Origin of the sequence: Pseudoduganella sp. GCM10020061 (assembly GCF_042683405.1) — a bacterium.
Classification (GTDB): domain Bacteria; phylum Pseudomonadota; class Gammaproteobacteria; order Burkholderiales; family Burkholderiaceae_D; genus Telluria.
In genome coordinates this window covers 112,209-130,123 of sequence record NZ_JBHUJS010000011.1, presented here as the reverse complement: position 1 = coordinate 130,123, position 17,915 = coordinate 112,209, and the positions used below count along the sequence as shown (strand labels likewise).

The window sequence follows — 17,915 nt, the reverse complement described above, 5'->3', positions numbered from 1 at the left end:
TTCCCTACCATGGAACGACCTTGCCAACCTGAGGGGATCCGATGACCATCCTGCGCCGTCTTGCCATTCCGGGCCGACCCGCCCTTGCCCTATTCCTCGTCTGGGCCATCCCGGCAGCCGGAGCGGCGGCCGGCTGGGCGTGGCCTGCGGTCGCCGTCAATGCCGCTGTCGCGGCGTGGGCCCTGTGGTGGCTGCGTCGCGACATGCGACAGCGCACGGACGCGGCGATCGCCGCCGCCCATCGCATCGCCGCAGGCTCCCCGGCCAAGGCCGGAGACGCCGGAGCAACCGGCGATCCGCTGCTGCGCACGATCGCCGAAGCCGGCAGCAGGCTCTCGGCCATGGTCGATGCGGCGCGCAGTAGCGGCGCCGCGCTTGCCACGGGCGTGGAAGACATCGCGCACTGCAGCTCCGAGCTGGCGGCGCGCACCAGCCAGCAGGCGGCTTCGCTCGAATCGACCGCCTCATCGATGGAGGAGCTGACCGCGACGGTGCGCCAGAACGCGGAACATGCGCAGGAAGCCAGCAAGCTGGCCGCCACCGCATCGGGCGTGGCGGTCAAGGGTGGCGATGTGGTGGCGCAGGTGGTCGGCACCATGGCATCGATCAACGAGTCGTCCGGCCGCATCGGCGAGATCATCGGCGTCATCGACGGCATCGCCTTCCAGACCAATATCCTGGCGCTGAACGCCGCGGTGGAAGCGGCGCGTGCCGGCGAACAGGGACGCGGCTTCGCGGTCGTGGCGAGCGAGGTGCGCAGCCTGGCGCAGCGCTCGGCCGCGGCGGCCAAGGAAATCAAGCTCCTGATCGACGACTCGGTCCAGAAGGTCAACGCCGGCTCGGAACTGGCCGACCGCGCCGGCCACACGATGCTCGACGTGGTCGCCAGCATCAAGCGGGTGGCCTCGATCATTGGCGAGATCGCCTCGGCCAGCAGCGAGCAGACGTCCGGGATCGAGCAGGTCAACCGCGTGATCGCCGAGATGGACCAGGCCACCCACGGCAATGCCGCGCTGGTGGACCGCACCTCGGTAGCGGCCGGCGCGATGCGCACGCAGGCGCAAACGCTCAATGGCGCGCTGGCGGGATTCGGGCGCGAGGCGATTGCAGCGCCACCGGATGCGATGGCGGAGACTGTGCCTGCCCAGGCCGCGCCCTCGCCTCAGCGCGTGGTCCCGCTGCGCGCAAACCCGGCAACGAAAGGGCCGCCGAAGCGCGCCCGCGCGGCGGCAAAGCCGCGTGCGCGCACCGCCGCGCAGGCACCGGCAGACTGGGAAGAATTCTGATCGGCGCGGCGCGAAAATTTCAAAACCATTGCGCTCATTCCTACAGGGGTTCAGCGCCAACTCCGATTCACGCTCTGACGCGCGGCTCCCATCATGGGGTCTCCGATAACGCAGCTGTGAAACATTTCAGTGCATCGAAACGTTTCACAACTCATTGTCGGGACATGACCTCATCGTTTTAAGAAAGGAATGAATCATGGCTTCGAAACAGAAATCCAGTGCTCGCTCTTCCAGTTCGTCCGGTAATAAACAATCGAGCTCGGGCGGCACCCGCGGCGGTACGCCTGAGCAGCACGCAGAGGCAGGCCGCCAGAGCCACAAGAACGACGCCAGCCGCCAGTCCGGCGCAGGCGGTTCCCGCTCCGGCAGCAGCAGCGGCAACTCGGCAGGCTCGGCTTCGGGCTCGGCTTCGGGCTCCGCCTCCGGCTCCGGCATGCGCGGCGGCACCCGCGAGCAGCATGCGGAAGCTGGCCGCCAAAGCCACAAGAACGACAAGAAGTAAGCCCCTTCAGTCGCTCCAGTGATCAGCCTGCCGCGTTTATCGCGGCAGGTTTTCGTTTACCCCGCGTCGTACGGCACGTAGGCGACCCCGTGCGACACCTGCCCCACCAGCAGCGCCTGGTGTTCGGCGCTTTCGCTGATCGCGACCAGCACCTCGGCCGAGGTGGCGCGCCCGCTTTCCAGCACTCCCATCCAGAAATCGATCCCCTCCTGCTCCGGCTCCCGGTCCAGGATATTGCGGTAGTAGCCGGTCACCAGCTCGCGCACGGTCGGATTGGCGCCGTACAGCGCGGTGAATTCATCGGAAAGCATAAAGTGGCTGGCCACGGTCAGCAGGCTCACCCCCTTGTCCATCCCGTGGATCCAGAAGCCGATGCCCACGGCATCGGGCGTGCGGTTGAACACCGCGTCGTACACGCGGTACACCTTGGCGGCATTGGAGTCGACACCGATATCGAGCGTCAGGTCGCTGAACTCCAGGCGCTCGATGCCGATCAGCGTGTCCTTGCCCTGGCCGACCGTGTGGATGCCGAGCCCCGCGTCGGAGAATGTGACCAGCGAGTCGGCGCGCAGGCCGGGATAGCGCACGATGTCGAAGCCGCCGTTGCCGACGATGGTTTCATTGCCCGCGCCCGGCGTGAACACATCGTTGCCGGCACTGCCGTTCAGCAGGTGGTCCAGCGTGGCGTTGGTGATCGAGGGCAGTATCGCGTATGGCGATGTGCTCATCGCGCCGCTGGAGGCGCGCACGTCGAGGTAGTACAGGCCGGTGGTGGGCAGTTCATAGCTCATCATTTCCGACCCGTACACGGTCTTGCTCATCACGAGGTTGTAGTTGGCATCGTACAGTTGCAGGTAAACGGGCGCACCGTTGGCCGCGGCCGGATGAACGTAATTCAGGTGCAGCTGGCCGAGCGTGCCGGCGTTGAACATGAAGTAGTTCCCTCCGGTGTGGTCGAAGGTGCCGACAATGTGCTTGGCTGTGGTGGTGAACAGCGCGCGGGCCATGGTGGTATTGGTGGACTGGTCGTATGTGGTGTTGGGCTCGTCCGGATACATGTAGTGGGATACGTAGGCTGCAGTATGGCGGATCATGATGGCTCCCATCGAATGCGTGATCGGAAGGCGGCGGCCCCGCTGGCCTCGCCTTGCATCTAACTTAATCCAGGGATGTGAGCGCACCGCAGGCGCGCAATCGCGTTCCTTGTCCGATATCAGAAAGCGGTCACGAAACGCGGATGAGTTCGGTGCCGCACAGACCTCCACTTGTCGTGAAACTAACCTGAAAGCATTGGTTTAGAGGAAGGACGCCCTGTGAAACATGCCATTTCATTATTGTTGCTGGGATGCGCTGCGTGCGCCTTCCATGCGCCCGTGCGCGCGCAGGCGCTGACGCCGGATGCGGTCAACGCGGCCACCAACCCCGGCAAGGTCGGGCCGTCGAGCAAAGGTGCGGCCGTGCTGCGCGCACAGGTGCTGCTCGACCGCGCGCACTTCTCGGTAGGCGAGATCGACGGTTCGTTCGGCAGCAACATGCGGCGCGCGATCAGCGGCTACCAGACGAAGGCCGGCCTCAAGCCGACCGGCACCATCGACAAGGACACCTGGGATAAGCTCACTGCGGACGCAGTGCCGGTACTGACCACCTACGTGCTGCAGGACGCCGACGTGGCCGGGCCGTTCGAGCCGGTGCCGAAGCAAATGGCGGAGAAGGCGAAACTGACGACGCTGGGATACGCCAGCGCGATCGAGGGACTGGCGGAAAAGTTCCACATGAGCCCTGCGCTGCTCAAGCGCCTGAACCCGGGCAAGGAGATGATCAAGGCCGGCGAGGAAATCGTCGTGGCCAATGTGCTGGACGTCGAGCCGCTGGCGCGCACGGGCAAGATCGTGGTGGACAAGTCGGACCACACGCTGTCGCTGTTCGACGCCGCGGACCAGCTGATCGCGCAGTTCCCGGTGTCCACCGGCAGCAAGCAGGACCCACTGCCGATCGGCACCTGGAAAGTGGAGCACCTGACTGAAAACCCCATCTTCTACTACAACCCCAAGCTGTTCTGGGATGCCGATCCGGCCGATAAGAAAACCCGCATCGCGCCTGGGCCGAACAACCCCGTGGGCGTGGCGTGGGTGGACCTGACCAAGGAGCATTACGGCATCCATGGCACGCCGGAGCCGTCCGGGGTCGGCAGGACGCAGTCGCACGGCTGCATCCGGCTCACGAACTGGGACGTGGCAAAACTGGTCAAATCGGTACCGGCGGGAATTGACGTGATCCTGCAGGAATAAGCTGGCAAATCGAAAGGGCACAACCATGAAAATCGTCTGGACGTTTGTGATCGCAGCGCTGCTGGGGGCTGCGGCCATGTTCATCTTCCTGTACCAGTATCCCGAGAACCGGGGCGGAGAGGCCCCGGCGGTGCCGGTGCCGCCAGTCATTGCGCAGCCACCGGCAGCGGCGCCCGCGCCGGCGCCTGCCCCGGCAACGCCTGCTCCCGCCCCCGCCCCTGCCGCCGCCACTCAGCCGCCGGGCCTGGCCAACCTGATGATGCCGGTCGAAGGCGTGGATCCAGCCAAGCTGGCCGATACCTTCGGCCAGCCGCGCGGCAATGCGCCGCACGAGGCGATCGACATCGCTGCGCCCAAGGGCACGAAAGTGGTGGCGGTCGCCGACGGCAAGGTGGTCAAGCTCTTCGACAGCAAGGAAGGCGGCCTGACGGTATACCAGTTCGATCCGTCGCAGACTTACGCGTACTACTACGCGCACCTGGACCGCTATGCCGAAGGGCTGAAGGAAGGCATGGAGCTCAAGCGGGGCGACCTGGTGGGCTATGTGGGATCGAGCGGCAATGCGGACCCGGCGACGCCGCACCTGCATTTCACTGTATTCGAACTGACGCCCGAAAAGCAGTGGTGGAAGGGAACTGCGATCAATCCGTATCCCCTGCTGGCGGCCAAACCCGTGCAATAGCCACCGGCCGTCGCGAACTTGCGCTAACTGAGCCGATTTCGCGCCAATTCCGGCGATCTTGCGCCAACTGAGCCCATCGCTGCGCTATCGCAGCGAACTGCGCCAAACCACGGCGAATTTAACTCATCTGCAGGGAACTGCTGCGATCTGCCGCCATTCCCCACCGGCGCGGGGATGGCTCGCGACGGGAGGAGACTAGATGTTGCGGACGCGCTTGCCCTTGGGCGGCGCGAAGTCGCGGATGTCGTGGACCATGCCGGCGACCTTGGCGTCGGACGAGTTGAGGTGCAGGTCCGAGTACTGGTGGATGGCCCACTGTTCCGGGGTGAGCTCGATCTTCGAGCGCAGGATCTGCTCGGTACGCGCGTCGTCGGCGCGCAGGCCCTCGACGATGATGTTGAGAGCGTCCGGACGCGAACCGGGCGATGCCGTGGCGTGCGACTTGTGCACCATGAAGCGCGCCGTGGAACTGCAATAGCGCCGCGTGCCCGACAGGTAGACCGTGCAGGCGATCGAGGCCACCGCGCCGCCGTTGTACATCACGAACTCGATCGGGGCATTGGCCATGTAGTTGTACAGGCACAGGCCGTCGCTGACATAACCGCCATTCGATTGAAGCAGGATGTGCGCGGTTTCGATGCCGTCCTCCGTCATCTCGGCAATGGCTTCGAACACGCGGTGCACCATATCGCTGTTGACGTCTCCCGATAGTGTGTACCAGGCCTCGGTTTCTTTTTCGTCGTGTTTATCCGTCATGGTGTCCCTCGCGAAATAGGTTCACGCCATCCTAGCAAAAACACAAAAATGGGGGCGCTCGAACGGGCGGGCGGCCCCTCTGGGGACAGGTACCCTGCCGCTGCCTCTTATTGACACCAAGGCATTCTCCGCATATCCTCCACAGTCTTGATCGGGAGAGACCCGCCACGCGGGCGCCGAAGGGGCAACACCCAAAAACTCTCAGGCAAAAGGACCGGTCAGGGGCCGACGATATTCGGCAAAATCTGGAGAGTGGCCGCGGCAGCGCCGGCGGCCCACCGAAGGGGCGTGCGGCCCAGCCGCTATCTCTCAGGTACCGAGGACAGACGGGCAGCGTGGAGCGCATTGCGACCCACTTACACCACTGTGCCTTCGAGGACCCCATGACGCTCAAAACCACCCCGCTCAACTCCGCCCACCGCGCATCCGGCGCCAAAATGGTCGATTTCGGCGGCTGGGACATGCCCGTCAACTACGGCTCCCAGATCGAAGAGCACAATGCCGTGCGCACCGACGTCGGCATGTTCGACGTCTCCCACATGTGCGTGGTCGACATCCACGGCCACAACGCGCGCAGCTTCCTGCGCGGCCTGATCGCCAACAACGTCGACAAGCTCACCATTCCGGGCAAGGCGCTCTACTCCGCCATGCTCAATCCGCAGGGCTTCGTCATCGACGACCTGATCGTCTACTTCTTCCGCGAAGACTTCTTCCGCCTGGTGGTCAACGCCGGCACCGCGGAAAAGGACGTGGCCTGGATGAACAAGCACAATGAAGAGACCGGCGCCGGCGTCACCATCACCCCGCGCCGCGACGGCAACGACCCGTTCGCGCTGATCGCCGTGCAGGGCCCGAACGCGCGCGCCAAGGTCTGGGAAGTGATCCCGGAAGCGAAGGAACTGACCGCCGACATGAAGCCGTTCAACGTCGTGATGGTCCCGGACACCAAATTCGGCGACGTGATGGTCGCCCGCACCGGCTACACCGGCGAAGACGGCTTCGAACTGGGCTTCCCAGCCGCGCAGGCCGAAGCCGCCTGGAACGCCCTGCTCGCCCACGGCGTCAAGCCGTGCGGCCTGGGCGCGCGCGACACGCTGCGCCTGGAAGCGGGCATGAACCTGTACGGCCAGGACATGGACGAAACCGTGAACCCGCTCGACGCGGGCCTGGGCTGGACCATCGACCTGGTATCCGAGCGCGACTTCGTCGGCAAGGCGGCCCTGCAGCAGATGGGCCAGAACGCCCAGTTCGCGGGCCTGATCCTGCGCGAAAAAGGCGGCGTCCTGCGCGCGCACCAGAAGGTCATCTCGGCCTCGGGCGCGACCGGCGAAATCACCAGCGGCACCTTCAGCCCGACCATGCAGCAGGCGATCGCGCTGGCGCGCGTGCCGATGGATGTGTCGATCGGCGACACCGTGCACGTCGAAATCCGCGACAAGAAGCTGGCCGCCACCGTCGTCAAGATGCCATTCGTCCGCAACGGCAAGATCCTGGTTTCGTAAGCCAAAATGGGGACAGACCCCATTTGTCTCGCAGGAAAAATGGGGTCTGTCCCCATTTTGCCTGCCAAGTGATTCCTTCAATTTATAATAATCGTCTCACCCATACCCACTGGAGCCAATATGAATATTCCTGCCGACCTGAAATACACCGAGTCCCACGAGTGGGTGCGCCGTGAGCAAGACGGTACCCTGACCGTCGGCATCACCGAGTACGCGCAGGACGCGCTGGGCGACATCGTGTTCGTCGAACTGCCGAAGGTCGGCGCGAACTTCACCGCCGGCGACGACGCCGCGGTGGTCGAATCGGTCAAGGCCGCATCGGACATCTACGCACCGGTGTCCGGCTCGGTGGTCGCAGTGAACGAAGACACCGCAGCATCGCCGGAGTCGATCAACGCCGACGCCTACGGCGCCTGGCTGTTCAAGCTGAAGCCGTCCGACGCCGCAGCCTTCGACGGCCTGCTCGACGCCGCAGCCTACGGCGCCAAGACCGCCGAGTAATCCACGTTTACCGTGCCGGTGCGGCATGGGCCGCGCCGGCGCTGTTCCCTTCTTTCGCAGCAGCCAACGCATCCCCACCATGACCCGCACCAGCATCTCCCAACTCGAATCGCGCGACGAGTTCCTTGCGCGCCACATCGGCCCATCGCAATCCGAACAGGCCGCCATGCTCGCCACGCTCGGCTACCCGAGCCGCGAAGCCCTGATCGACGCCATCGTCCCGGCCGGCATCCGCAAGAAGTCCAAACTGGAACTGGGCGAGTTCTACGATCCGATGCCGGAACACGTAGCGCTGTCCAAGCTCAAGTCGATCGCGTCCAAGAACAAGGTGCTCAAGTCGGTCATCGGCCAGGGCTACTACGGCACCTTCACCCCGAACGTCATCCTGCGTAACATCTTCGAGAACCCGTCCTGGTACACGGCCTACACGCCGTACCAGCCGGAGATCTCGCAGGGCCGCCTGGAAGCGATCCTGAACTTCCAGCAGGTCGTGACCGACCTGACCGGCATGAACATCGCCAACTCGTCGATGCTGGACGAAGGCACCGCCGCCGCGGAAGCGATGACGCTGATCCAGCGCGTCGGCAAGTCCTCCTCGAACGTGTTCTACGTGGCCGACGACGTCCTGCCGCAGACCCGCGAAGTGATCGAAACGCGCGCCGCGCCGATCGGCGTGGAAGTGCGCACGGTGAAGGCGTCGGAAGTCGAAAACCTGTCCGAGTCCTGCTTCGGCGTGCTGCTGCAGTACCCTGGGGTGGACGGCAACGTGCGCGACTACCGCGCCGCCGTCGAGAAGCTGCACGCCGCCGGCGCGCTGGTGATCGTGGCCGCCGACCTGCTGGCACTGACCCTGCTCACGCCTCCGGGCGAATGGGGCGCCGACGTCGTGGTCGGCAACTCGCAGCGCTTCGGCGTGCCGCTCGGCTTCGGCGGCCCGCACGCCGGCTACCTGGCCACCCGCGACGAATACAAGCGCAGCATGTCCGGCCGCCTGGTCGGCGTCACCGTCGATGCGCAGGGCAACAAGGCCTACCGCCTGGCGCTGCAGACCCGCGAACAACACATCCGCCGCGAAAAAGCCACCTCCAACATCTGCACCGCGCAGGTGCTGCTGGCGGTGATGGCGTCGATGTACGCCGTCTACCACGGCCCGGACGGCCTGAAGAAGATCGCCGGCCGCGTGCACCGCTACACCAGCGTGCTCGCCACCGAACTGCAGTCGCTCGGCTACGAACTGGTCAACGAGACCTACTTCGACACGCTGACCGTCCGCACCGACCGCGCGCGCCAGATCCTGTCGACCGCGGTTGAAAAAGGCGTGAACCTGCGCGCGATAGACGACAACCACGTCGGCCTGTCGCTGGACGAAACCACCAGCCGCGCCGACCTGGAAGTGCTGTACTCGATCTTCGCGCACGGCATGAACAAGGATGCGCCGAACTTCGATTCGATCGAAGCGGCCGTCGAAGACGCGTTCCCGTCGGCGCTGTCCCGCACCAGCGCCTTCATGACGCACCCGACCTTCCACCGCTACCACTCCGAGCACGAGATGCTGCGCTACCTGCGCTCGCTGGCCGACAAGGACCTGGCGCTGGACCGCACCATGATCCCGCTCGGCTCGTGCACCATGAAGCTGAACGCCACCGCCGAAATGATCCCGGTGACCTGGCCGGAATTCAGCAACATCCACCCGCTGGCGCCGCAGGACCAGACCGTCGGCTACCGCGAAATGATCGGCCAGCTCGAAGCGATGCTGTGCGCCGTGACCGGCTACGCCGCGATCTCGCTGCAGCCTAACGCCGGCTCGCAGGGCGAATACGCCGGCCTGCTGGTGATCCAGAAGTACCACGAGTCGCGTGGCGAAGGCCACCGCAACATCTGCCTGATCCCGTCGTCCGCGCACGGCACCAACCCGGCATCGGCCAACATGGTTGGCATGAAGGTCGTGGTCACCGCCTGCGACGAAAACGGCAACGTGGACCTGGCCGACCTGAAGGCCAAGGCCGAGCAGTATTCCAAGGACCTGGCCTGCGTGATGGTCACCTACCCGTCCACCCACGGCGTGTTTGAAGAAGGCATCCAGGAACTGTGCGAGATCATCCACTCGCACGGCGGCCAGGTGTACATCGACGGCGCCAACATGAACGCGCTGGTCGGCGTGGCAGCGCCAGGTTCGTTCGGCGGCGACGTCTCGCACCTGAACCTGCACAAGACCTTCTGCATCCCGCACGGCGGCGGCGGTCCTGGCGTCGGCCCGATCGGCGTGGGCGCGCACCTCGCGCAGTTCCTGCCGAACCAGCTGTCGACCGGTTACGTCCGCAACGACAACGGCATCGGCGCGGTCAGCGCGGCGGCCTACGGCTCGGCATCGATCCTGCCGATCTCGTGGATGTACATCGCGATGATGGGCGGCCAGGGCCTGACCGAGGCGACCGAAACCGCGATCCTCAACGCCAACTACATCGCCCGCCGCCTGGCGCCGCACTACCCGGTGCTGTACAGCGGCCACGATGGCCTGGTGGCGCACGAGTGCATCCTGGACCTGCGCCCGCTGCAGGACAAGACCGGCATCTCGAACGAAGACGTGGCCAAGCGCCTGATGGACTTCGGCTTCCACGCCCCGACCATGAGCTTCCCGGTGCCGGGCACGCTGATGATCGAGCCGACCGAATCGGAGTCGAAGGTCGAACTGGACCGCTTCATCGAAGCGATGATCACGATCCACGCCGAGATCATCAAGGTCGAGCGCGGCGAATACGACCGCATGGACAACCCGCTCAAGGGCGCTCCGCACACCGCGGAAGTGGTCACCGCCGACGACTGGAAGCACACCTACACCCGCGAAACCGCTGCCTTCCCGGTGGCCTCGCTGCGCCGCCAGAAGTACTGGCCGCCGGTCGGCCGCGCCGACAACGTGTACGGTGACCGCAACCTGTTCTGCGGCTGCGCCCCGATCGAAGACTACCAGTGATGATGTAGGGGACGGTCCCCGATCTTCACCGTGCAAAAGGCCATCCTTCGGGATGGCCTTTTTTCATCCGCGGATCAAAGAACCGCGGCCGGTCCCGTTGGGCGACAGTCCCCTTCCCTCACTGCCCGAAAACGGACAGTGCTGCCCGTGGACGGGCAACCACACCACCGGAAACGCGCACTTCTCCCTCTGAGCGCGGGCTGGCACGATGTTTGCAATAAGGCATGCAGCAGATCAACGCCTTAGTGAGCATCATGGACAAGCCTATCAGCAGCACCATCCTCCAGCAGCGCCACCGCGCCCGCATCGCCATCGCGATCGTGGCGCTGGCCAGCGTGTGCGCCGCCGCCTGGGGCATCAACCGCGCGGTGCGCCCGAGCGTGGACGCCGACGACATCATCGTGGCCGAAGTGCGCCGCGGCGACGTCGCCAACACCGTCAACGCCTCCGGCCTCGTCATCCCCGTGCACGAGGAAGTCGTCGCCAGCCCCGTGACAAGCCGCGTGTCCCGGGTCCACGCGAAGCTCGGCCAGCAGGTCGAACAGGGCCAGCTGCTGCTGGAACTGGACGACCGCGACATCCGCCTGGCCATCGACGCGCTGGCCGAACAGCTCGCGCAGCAGGACAACCGCATCGTGGTGCTGACCCAGGAGATGGAAAAGAACCGCAAGCAGATCGCCAGCGCGATCGAGCTGCTGGAGGTCGACCTGCGCTCGGCCAGGGCCAAGCACGAGCGCTACCTCAAGCTGCGCGAGAGCGGCGCGGTCTCGGGCGAGGACATGCTGTCGGCTGAGCTGAACGTCACCCGCACCCAGATCCAGCTGCGCCAGCAGCGCGAGCTGAGCGAGGATACCCGCCGCGTGACCAGCAGCGGCATCGAGGCAGCCAATTTGCAGAAATCGATCCTGAAGAAGCAGCTCGCGCAGCAGGAGCAGCTGCTGGCGCGCGCCCGCGTCAGCGCGCCCTTCTCCGGCATCGTCACCTCGCTGGTGTCCGAAGAAGGCGCCAGCGTCGCGGCGGGCCAGCTGGTCGCGCGCGTGTCGGAGCTGAACAACTACCGTATCGAGGCCACGCTGTCGGACTTCCACGCGCGGATGCTGGCGCCCGGCCAGCAGGTGTGCGTGGAGCAGAACGGCGAAGTGCTGGCCGGGACCGTCCACACCGTGCTGCCGGAGATCCAGAATGGCGCCATCAAGCTGCTGGTCGACCTGGCCGAACCGAACAACAAGCTCCTGCGCAACAAGATGCGCGTGGACGTGAACATCATCACCGAGCGCCGCGCCAATACCCTGGTGATCGACAGCGGCCCGGCCTTCAACGGCCGCGGGCGCCAGCCGGCCTGGCTGGTGCAGGACGGCGCGGCCGTCAAGACCTGGCTGGAACTGGGCAGCGGCGACGGCAAGGTGGTGGAGGTGGTCGCCGGCGCCAGACCGGGCGCCCGCTTCATCGTCTCCGACACCGCCAGCTTCAAAGAACTCGACAGCATTCGCATTTCCGACTAAACCCGAAGGAACCGACATGATCAAACTGAACAAAGTCAGCAAGACCTACCGCACCGACAAGGTCGAAACGCTGGCCCTGAATGGCATCGACCTGCACGTAAAAAAAGGCGAATTCGTCGCGCTGATGGGCCCCAGCGGCTGCGGCAAGAGCACGCTGCTGAACCTGATCGGCCTGCTCGACCGCCCGGGCGAAGGCATCGTCGAAGTCGACGGCATCCCGATCACCCGCTACCGCGACAAGCACGTGGCCGGACTGCGCAACAGCACCTTCGGCTTCATCTTCCAGAGCTTCCACCTGATTAACGACCTGCGCGTGATCGACAATGTCGAGCTGCCGCTCCTGTACCGCAACGTGAGCGGCTCGGAGCGCCGCAAGCTGGCGCGCGAGGCGCTCGAGAAGGTCGGCCTGGGAGCGCGCATGGACCACTACCCCAACCAGCTCTCGGGCGGCCAGCAGCAGCGCGTGGCGATCGCCCGCGCCATCGTGGGACAGCCACAGGTGCTGCTCGCCGACGAACCGACCGGTAACCTGGACAGCAAGATGGGCGCCGAGGTGATGGACATCCTGCTCAAGCTGAACGACGAGGGCACTACCGTCGTCATGGTCACCCACGACGAAGCCGAAGCGCGCCGCGTGGGCCGCATTGTGCGCGTGTTCGACGGCCAGCTGGTCGCCTGAGGAGGCACGCATGTTCAGAAATTATCTGCTGACCGCGTGGAATGTGTTCATGCGCCGCAAGCTGTTCACGGCGATTAACCTGCTGTGCATCGTGCTCACGCTGGTGGTGCTGATGGTGAGCACCGCCCTGCTCGAGAGCCTGCTGCAGCCCAGCGGTATCGAGGGCAAGAGCGGACGCTTCCTGGAAGTGTCCAAGCTGACGCAATCCAGCGCGGACGGAAGCTCGCGCGCCACTTCCCGGCTCGGCTACAAACTGATCGACAAGTACCTCAAGCCGATGCAGTCGGCGCACCTTGTTGCGGCGGCCACCTCCGCCAGCCTGGTATCGGTGTACCAGGGCGACCGGGTGACGGAACTCGACCTGCGCCGGGTGGACACCAACTACTGGAAGATCTTCGACTTCAAGCTGCTGGCCGGCAGGCTGCCGACCCTCGAGGACGAGCAGCAGGGCCACATGGTCGCGGTCATCAATGCAAGCGTGGCCAGGCGCCTGTTCGGCGCCGGCCCCGCGGTCGCCCAGCCGCTCGACGTGGCCGGGCAGGCGTTCCGCGTAATCGGCGTGGTCGCCGACATCCCGGCCCAGCTGCATGCCTATTCCGAGATCTGGGCGCCGGTTACCACTTTCCCCACCTCCAGTTACAGGGATGCCATGGAGGGCCCGTTCAGCGCCCTTCTGCTGGCCGACAGCACGGCGGACGTCAGCCGCATCAAGAACGAAGTCATGCAGATCGCGGGACGCATCCCGCCGAACGGCGACCTGACGGTCACGCACCTGTGGGCCGACTCCAGGCTGGACGACATCGCGCGCGGCATCCTGGTCAATAACAACAAGCCGGACTCCGGCGCCGGGACGCTGGTCATGATCATCGCCACCGCCATGTTCCTGTTCATGCTGCTGCCGGCCCTGAACCTGATCAACCTGAACACCGGCCGCATACTGGAGCGCAGCTCCGAGATCGGCGTGCGCAGGTCGTTCGGCGCGACCAGTGCGCAGCTGGCCGGGCAGTTCCTGATCGAGAACACCGTCCTTTGCCTGATCGGCGGCGTGATCGGCCTGGCCTTCACGGCCGCCATCCTCGCATGGCTGGAAGGGTCGGGGCTGATCCCCTACCTGAAGGTGAACCTCAACCTCGCGGTGGTCGGCTACTGCACGCTCATTACCTTTGTCTTCGGCATCCTCTCCGGCCTGATCCCGGCCTGGAAGATGTCGCGCCTCGATCCAGTCCTTGCCCTGAAGGGAACCGCCTGATGTTTCGCCACCTGTTGACACTGACCTGGAAGCGCAAGTCCAGGAACCTCATGCTGAGCCTGGAAATCCTGTTGGCGTTCGCCGTCGTGTTCGCGGTCGCCGCCGCCTCGCTTGTCGCTTTGCGGCTGTACCAGGTGCCGATCGGCTTCGCCCACCAGGATGTGTGGGCGGTCGACATCAACAGCGGCTCCCGGGACCTGAACCACCATCCCGAGCTGTACGACCGCTTCAAGCGCGCCGCCGAGGAACTGCCGGAAGTCGAGAAGGCGGCCTTTTCGACCAGTACGCCGTTCACGATGTCCAGCTGGACCAGCCAGGTCAAGTCGCCCGCCAGCGGCGCCCAGGTGCTCACCGACCTGATCACCGTGTCCGACGACTTCTTCGAGGTCGCCGGCATGACGCTCGCCGGGGGCCGCTGGTTCTCCGACATCGACAACGGCGCCGCCGTGGTCCCCGTCATCATCAACCGCACGCTGGCGCGGGAACTGTTCAGGGACGGCCCCGCCGTCGGAAAGGAGTTCGAGCGCGGCGATTCGAAGTTCAAGGTGGCCGGCGTGGTGGAACAATATCGCGGCAGGGGCGAGCTCTCGCTGCCGGCCAGCTACGTGATCATGCGGTCGACGCCGGGGAAAGACCAGTTCGGGCTGAACACCCTGATGATCCGGCTGAAGCCGGGCACGGCGCGCGCGTTCGAGACCAGGCTGCAACGCAAGCTCATGCAGGTGAGGAATGATTGGGGCTACAAGATCTCGCCGCTGGCCGACCTGCGTTCCACCATGCTCAAGGGCGTGCTGTCGCCGCTGGCGGTGCTGGCCGTGGTCGCGGCCTTCATGCTGGTCATGGTGGCGTTCGGGCTGTTCGGCGTCCTGTGGCAGAACACCACCCGGCGCATCCCGGAGATCGGCCTGCGCCGCGCGATTGGCGCCACCGCCACCGGCATCTACCGCCAGGTCGTTGCGGAGCAGATGCTGCTCAGTACCATCGCGATGCTGGTCGGGCTGGTGCTGCTGGTGCAGCTGCCGCTGACCGGCGCCCTGAGCGTGGTACTGGACTGGAATGTGTTCATCGCCGCAGCGGCAGTATCGATGCTGGTGATCTATCTGATATCCTTGCTGTGCGCCCTCTACCCCGGCTGGCGCGCGAGCCGGCTCAGCCCCACCGAGGCGCTGCATTACGAATAAGAACAAGGACATCACGCCCCCATGGAAGCATCCCGCAAACAGCGCGTCCTGGTCATCGACGATGACAGCGCGGTACAGGTCTCGCTCGCCCTGCTGCTCAAGCAATCGGGCTTCGACACGCGCTGCTGCGACGGCCCGCAGCAGGCGCTCGACCTGCTGGCACGCGAGCCGGTCGACCTCATTCTGCAGGACATGAACTTCTCCCTCGCCACCAGCGGCACCGAGGGCCTGGCGCTGCTGGCCGACATCCGCACCCGGCATCCGGACGTGCCGGTGCTGCTGATGACGGCGTGGGGTTCGATCGCCCTCGCCGTCAAAGGCGTCCAGGGCGGCGCGGCCAACTTCTTCACCAAGCCGTGGGACAACGTGCAGCTGCTGCAGCTGATCGAGGCGACGCTCGGCCTGGGTGCGCAACCCTCGGCGCGGGTACCGTCGCGGCAAACGCTCGACGGCCAGTACGACTTCTCCGGCATTGTCGGCAACCACCCCTCGCTGCTGCAGGTGCTCGCCACCGTCGGCCAGGTCGCGCACACGCGCGCCCCGGTGCTGATCCTGGGCGAAAGCGGCACCGGCAAGGAGCTGATCGCCGATGCCATCCACCGCAACAGCCCACGCGCTGCGAAGGAGATGGTCAAGATCAATATGGGCGCGATCACGCCGTCGCTGTTCGAAAGCGAGATGTTCGGCCATGTGCGCGGCGCCTTCACCGACGCGCGCACCGACCGCAAGGGGCACATCGCCAGCGCCGACGGCAGCACGCTGTTCCTGGACGAGATCGGCGAGCTGAATCGCGCCGACCAGGTCAAGCTGCTGCGCGTGCTGCAGGACCAGCGCTTCCAGCCGGTGGGCGCCAGCCATACCGAGCAGGCCGACGTGCGCGTGGTGTCTGCCACCAACCGCGAACTGGCGGAGCTGGTCGCGGCCGGCGAATTCCGCGAGGACCTGTTCTACCGCCTGAACCTGATCACGATCCGGCTGCCGCCGCTGCGCGAGCGGCGCAGCGACATCGCACTGCTGGCGCGGCACATCGCGACGAGCGTCGCCACCAGCTACGGGCTGCCCGAGGCCACGATCGCCCCGCAGGCGATGGAGTGGCTGGCGACGCAGCCCTGGCCCGGCAACATCCGCCAGCTGCGCCAGACCATCGAACGCACCATGCTGCTGTCCGGGAAGGACCAGCTGGCGCAGGCGGACTTCGTCGCCACAGCCGGCGGCGAGGCAGCGGCAGCGCACCGCTTCGGTGTCGACGGCATGACGCTGGAACAGGTCGAGCGCCACATGGTAGAACGCGCGCTGGAGCAGCACGCCGGGAACATCTCGCGCGCGGCCAAGGCGCTCGGCCTGTCGCGCACCGCGCTGTACCGCCGCCTGGAGCGCTTCGGACTAATCGAACCCGGCGGCGAGAACGCCGCATGAGCCTGAGGGCCCGCCTGCTCGCCTACCTCGCCGGACTGCACCTGGTGCTGTTCGGCCTTGTCGCGCTGCTGTGGCATGCCGAACCAGTCAGGTTCATCGCGGCGGAAGCCGGCCTGCTGGCGAGCCTGGTCGGCGGCTTTTTCCTGCTGCGCCAGGCACTGGAACCACTCAGCTACACGCGCCGTTTCCGCGACCTGCTGCAGGACCAGCAGTACGCCAACCGCCTGACGCCCGCGCGCGATCCCGGGCTGGATGAACTGGTCAGCCTGTTCAACACCCTGCTCGCCACGCTCCACCGCGAACGGCTCGAGATCGGCGAGCAGCAGGGATTCCTGAACCGGCTGCTGGAGGCGACGCCGAGTGCGGTCCTGGTATTCGACTTCGATCGCCGGGTGAGCCTGTTGAACGCGAGCGCGGCCACGCTGCTGGGCCTGGAACATCCGCAAGGCCAGCCGCTTGCAGCATGGCTGGATGGACGCGCCAGGCTGTCGGGCGCGATGGACGAGCGCACGCGCGCCCGCAGCCTGGACCTGATCGCGCAGCTGGACGCGCTGCCGCTCGGGGAACGCCGCCTGCTGACCGATCCGGAAGGCCGCCGCTTCCGCGCGCAGCGCGGCCAGTTCTACGACCGCGGTTTCGCGCGCGAATTCGTCATGGTCGAGGAGCTGACTGCGGAACTGGAGAGCTCCGAGCGCGCTGCCTACGAAAAACTCATCCGCGTTCTCGCGCATGAAGTGAACAACACGGTGGCGGCTACCGGCTCGGTGCTCGAATCGCTGCTGTTCTACGCGAAGCAGCTGGCCCCGCGCGATGCGGACGATTTCACCACGGCGGTCGTTGCCGTCCGCCGGCGCAATGTCAGCCTCGGCGAATTCATCGAGCGCTTCACGCGGGTGGTCAAGATGCCGGAGCCGGAACTACGGCCTGTCAGCCTGAAGGAGGTCATGGACGACATCCTGTGGCTGAACCGGGAGCAGTGCAATGCGCGCGGGATCGCGCTGGAGTGGAGCCGCTGCGACAGCGTGCCGCCACAGCAGGTGGACCGCCAGCTGCTGGAGCAGGCGCTGCTCAATGTCGTGAAGAACGCCGTGGAAGCCGTGGATGCGCGCGGGGCCGGGGGTGGGTTCATACGGATCGCGCTGGCGGATGAAGGCGAACGTGTGCGGCTGTCGGTCACGGACTCGGGACGGCAGCTGGCGGCGGCGGGAAACCATGTGTTCACACCGTTCTTCAGCACCAAGAAGGGTGGCCAGGGGATCGGATTGATGTTCGTGCGCGAGGTGCTGAACCGGCATGGGTGCACGTTCTCGCTGGCGCCCGATGCGGATAGCGAGACCCGCTTCGATATCTGGTTCCCGGCAGCCCGGGGGCTGTCTCCGCAGGGAACCGCCCACTGATCT

15 protein-coding genes and 2 riboswitches are annotated in these 17,915 nt (G+C 65.8%); of the genes, 13 read left to right on the top strand and 2 right to left on the bottom strand.

Features of this window, described 5'->3' with window-relative positions:
* Window positions 1-41 precede the first annotated feature (41 nt).
* Both ACFSQR_RS14930 and ACFSQR_RS14925 read left to right on the top strand, forming a co-directional pair.
* On the top strand, window positions 42-1,286 hold the full coding sequence (locus ACFSQR_RS14930; protein WP_377730732.1) for a methyl-accepting chemotaxis protein: 1,245 nt from the start codon (window positions 42-44) through the stop codon (window positions 1,284-1,286).
* Between the two features lie 196 nt (window positions 1,287-1,482).
* Complete coding sequence (locus ACFSQR_RS14925; protein ID WP_377730731.1) at window positions 1,483-1,788, top strand: hypothetical protein; 306 nt, start codon at window positions 1,483-1,485, stop codon at window positions 1,786-1,788.
* A 56-nt stretch (window positions 1,789-1,844) separates the two neighbouring features.
* On the opposite strand, the gene ACFSQR_RS14920 is transcribed toward ACFSQR_RS14925, so the two are convergent.
* Window positions 1,845-2,882 (bottom strand): DUF4214 domain-containing protein, encoded by a 1,038-nt coding sequence (locus tag ACFSQR_RS14920; RefSeq protein ID WP_377730730.1) that lies wholly within the window; start codon window positions 2,880-2,882, stop codon window positions 1,845-1,847.
* 219 nt (window positions 2,883-3,101) lie between these two features.
* On the opposite strand from ACFSQR_RS14920, the gene ACFSQR_RS14915 reads away from it, so the two are divergent.
* Complete coding sequence (locus ACFSQR_RS14915) at window positions 3,102-4,076, top strand: L,D-transpeptidase family protein (protein WP_377730729.1); 975 nt, start codon at window positions 3,102-3,104, stop codon at window positions 4,074-4,076.
* A 25-nt stretch (window positions 4,077-4,101) separates the two neighbouring features.
* Window positions 4,102-4,758, top strand: a complete 657-nt coding sequence (locus tag ACFSQR_RS14910; RefSeq protein WP_377730728.1) for a M23 family metallopeptidase — start codon at window positions 4,102-4,104, stop codon at window positions 4,756-4,758.
* A 195-nt stretch (window positions 4,759-4,953) separates the two neighbouring features.
* On the opposite strand, the gene ACFSQR_RS14905 is transcribed toward ACFSQR_RS14910, so the two are convergent.
* Window positions 4,954-5,514 carry an ATP-dependent Clp protease proteolytic subunit gene (locus ACFSQR_RS14905; RefSeq protein WP_377730726.1) on the bottom strand — a complete coding sequence of 187 codons (561 nt, stop codon included), beginning with the start codon at window positions 5,512-5,514 and terminating at the stop codon, window positions 4,954-4,956.
* A 142-nt stretch (window positions 5,515-5,656) separates the two neighbouring features.
* Window positions 5,657-5,741: riboswitch (glycine riboswitch) on the top strand.
* An 8-nt stretch (window positions 5,742-5,749) separates the two neighbouring features.
* A riboswitch (glycine riboswitch) is annotated at window positions 5,750-5,850 on the top strand.
* A gap of 47 nt (window positions 5,851-5,897) precedes the next feature.
* Here ACFSQR_RS14905 and gcvT point away from each other — a divergent pair.
* From gcvT to ACFSQR_RS14860, 9 genes are all read left to right on the top strand, one after another.
* Complete coding sequence (gene gcvT / locus ACFSQR_RS14900) at window positions 5,898-7,016, top strand: glycine cleavage system aminomethyltransferase GcvT (RefSeq protein ID WP_377730724.1); 1,119 nt, start codon at window positions 5,898-5,900, stop codon at window positions 7,014-7,016.
* Between the two features lie 120 nt (window positions 7,017-7,136).
* A complete protein-coding gene (gene gcvH / locus ACFSQR_RS14895) occupies window positions 7,137-7,517 on the top strand; it encodes a glycine cleavage system protein GcvH (protein WP_377730722.1) in 381 nt (126 codons plus the stop codon).
* Between the two features lie 79 nt (window positions 7,518-7,596).
* The gene (gene gcvP / locus ACFSQR_RS14890) at window positions 7,597-10,488 is read left to right on the top strand and encodes an aminomethyl-transferring glycine dehydrogenase (protein WP_377730721.1); all 2,892 of its coding nucleotides are present in this window, start codon (window positions 7,597-7,599) and stop codon (window positions 10,486-10,488) included.
* A gap of 254 nt (window positions 10,489-10,742) precedes the next feature.
* Window positions 10,743-11,990: an efflux RND transporter periplasmic adaptor subunit gene (locus tag ACFSQR_RS14885; protein WP_377730720.1), complete on the top strand. Its 1,248-nt coding sequence runs from the start codon at window positions 10,743-10,745 to the stop codon at window positions 11,988-11,990.
* Between the two features lie 16 nt (window positions 11,991-12,006).
* Window positions 12,007-12,669 carry an ABC transporter ATP-binding protein gene (locus ACFSQR_RS14880; RefSeq protein ID WP_377730719.1) on the top strand — a complete coding sequence of 221 codons (663 nt, stop codon included), beginning with the start codon at window positions 12,007-12,009 and terminating at the stop codon, window positions 12,667-12,669.
* A 10-nt stretch (window positions 12,670-12,679) separates the two neighbouring features.
* Window positions 12,680-13,918, top strand: coding sequence for an ABC transporter permease (locus ACFSQR_RS14875; RefSeq protein ID WP_377730717.1), 1,239 nt, complete (start codon window positions 12,680-12,682; stop codon window positions 13,916-13,918).
* Window positions 13,918-15,099, top strand: coding sequence for an ABC transporter permease (locus tag ACFSQR_RS14870; RefSeq protein WP_377730715.1), 1,182 nt, complete (start codon window positions 13,918-13,920; stop codon window positions 15,097-15,099). The genes ACFSQR_RS14875 and ACFSQR_RS14870 overlap by 1 nt, the downstream gene beginning before the upstream one ends.
* A 21-nt stretch (window positions 15,100-15,120) precedes the next feature.
* On the top strand, window positions 15,121-16,515 hold the full coding sequence (locus ACFSQR_RS14865; protein ID WP_377730714.1) for a sigma-54-dependent transcriptional regulator: 1,395 nt from the start codon (window positions 15,121-15,123) through the stop codon (window positions 16,513-16,515).
* The gene (locus ACFSQR_RS14860; protein ID WP_377730713.1) at window positions 16,512-17,912 is read left to right on the top strand and encodes a sensor histidine kinase; all 1,401 of its coding nucleotides are present in this window, start codon (window positions 16,512-16,514) and stop codon (window positions 17,910-17,912) included. The genes ACFSQR_RS14865 and ACFSQR_RS14860 overlap by 4 nt, the downstream gene beginning before the upstream one ends.
* Window positions 17,913-17,915 lie beyond the last annotated feature (3 nt).

What these genes read in the sequence shown, in the direction of transcription:
- ACFSQR_RS14930 (WP_377730732.1), top strand. Translation starts at nt 42, where the DNA reads ATGACCATCCTGCGCCGTCTTGCCATTCCGGGCCGACCCGCCCTTGCC.
- ACFSQR_RS14925 (WP_377730731.1), top strand. Translation starts at nt 1,483, where the DNA reads ATGGCTTCGAAACAGAAATCCAGTGCTCGCTCTTCCAGTTCGTCCGGT.
- ACFSQR_RS14920 (WP_377730730.1), bottom strand. Translation starts at nt 2,882, where the DNA reads ATGATCCGCCATACTGCAGCCTACGTATCCCACTACATGTATCCGGAC.
- ACFSQR_RS14910 (WP_377730728.1), top strand. Translation starts at nt 4,102, where the DNA reads ATGAAAATCGTCTGGACGTTTGTGATCGCAGCGCTGCTGGGGGCTGCG.
- ACFSQR_RS14905 (WP_377730726.1), bottom strand. Translation starts at nt 5,514, where the DNA reads ATGACGGATAAACACGACGAAAAAGAAACCGAGGCCTGGTACACACTA.
- gcvT (WP_377730724.1), top strand. Translation starts at nt 5,898, where the DNA reads ATGACGCTCAAAACCACCCCGCTCAACTCCGCCCACCGCGCATCCGGC.
- gcvH (WP_377730722.1), top strand. Translation starts at nt 7,137, where the DNA reads ATGAATATTCCTGCCGACCTGAAATACACCGAGTCCCACGAGTGGGTG.
- gcvP (WP_377730721.1), top strand. Translation starts at nt 7,597, where the DNA reads ATGACCCGCACCAGCATCTCCCAACTCGAATCGCGCGACGAGTTCCTT.
- ACFSQR_RS14885 (WP_377730720.1), top strand. Translation starts at nt 10,743, where the DNA reads ATGGACAAGCCTATCAGCAGCACCATCCTCCAGCAGCGCCACCGCGCC.
- ACFSQR_RS14880 (WP_377730719.1), top strand. Translation starts at nt 12,007, where the DNA reads ATGATCAAACTGAACAAAGTCAGCAAGACCTACCGCACCGACAAGGTC.
- ACFSQR_RS14875 (WP_377730717.1), top strand. Translation starts at nt 12,680, where the DNA reads ATGTTCAGAAATTATCTGCTGACCGCGTGGAATGTGTTCATGCGCCGC.
- ACFSQR_RS14870 (WP_377730715.1), top strand. Translation starts at nt 13,918, where the DNA reads ATGTTTCGCCACCTGTTGACACTGACCTGGAAGCGCAAGTCCAGGAAC.
- ACFSQR_RS14865 (WP_377730714.1), top strand. Translation starts at nt 15,121, where the DNA reads ATGGAAGCATCCCGCAAACAGCGCGTCCTGGTCATCGACGATGACAGC.
- ACFSQR_RS14860 (WP_377730713.1), top strand. Translation starts at nt 16,512, where the DNA reads ATGAGCCTGAGGGCCCGCCTGCTCGCCTACCTCGCCGGACTGCACCTG.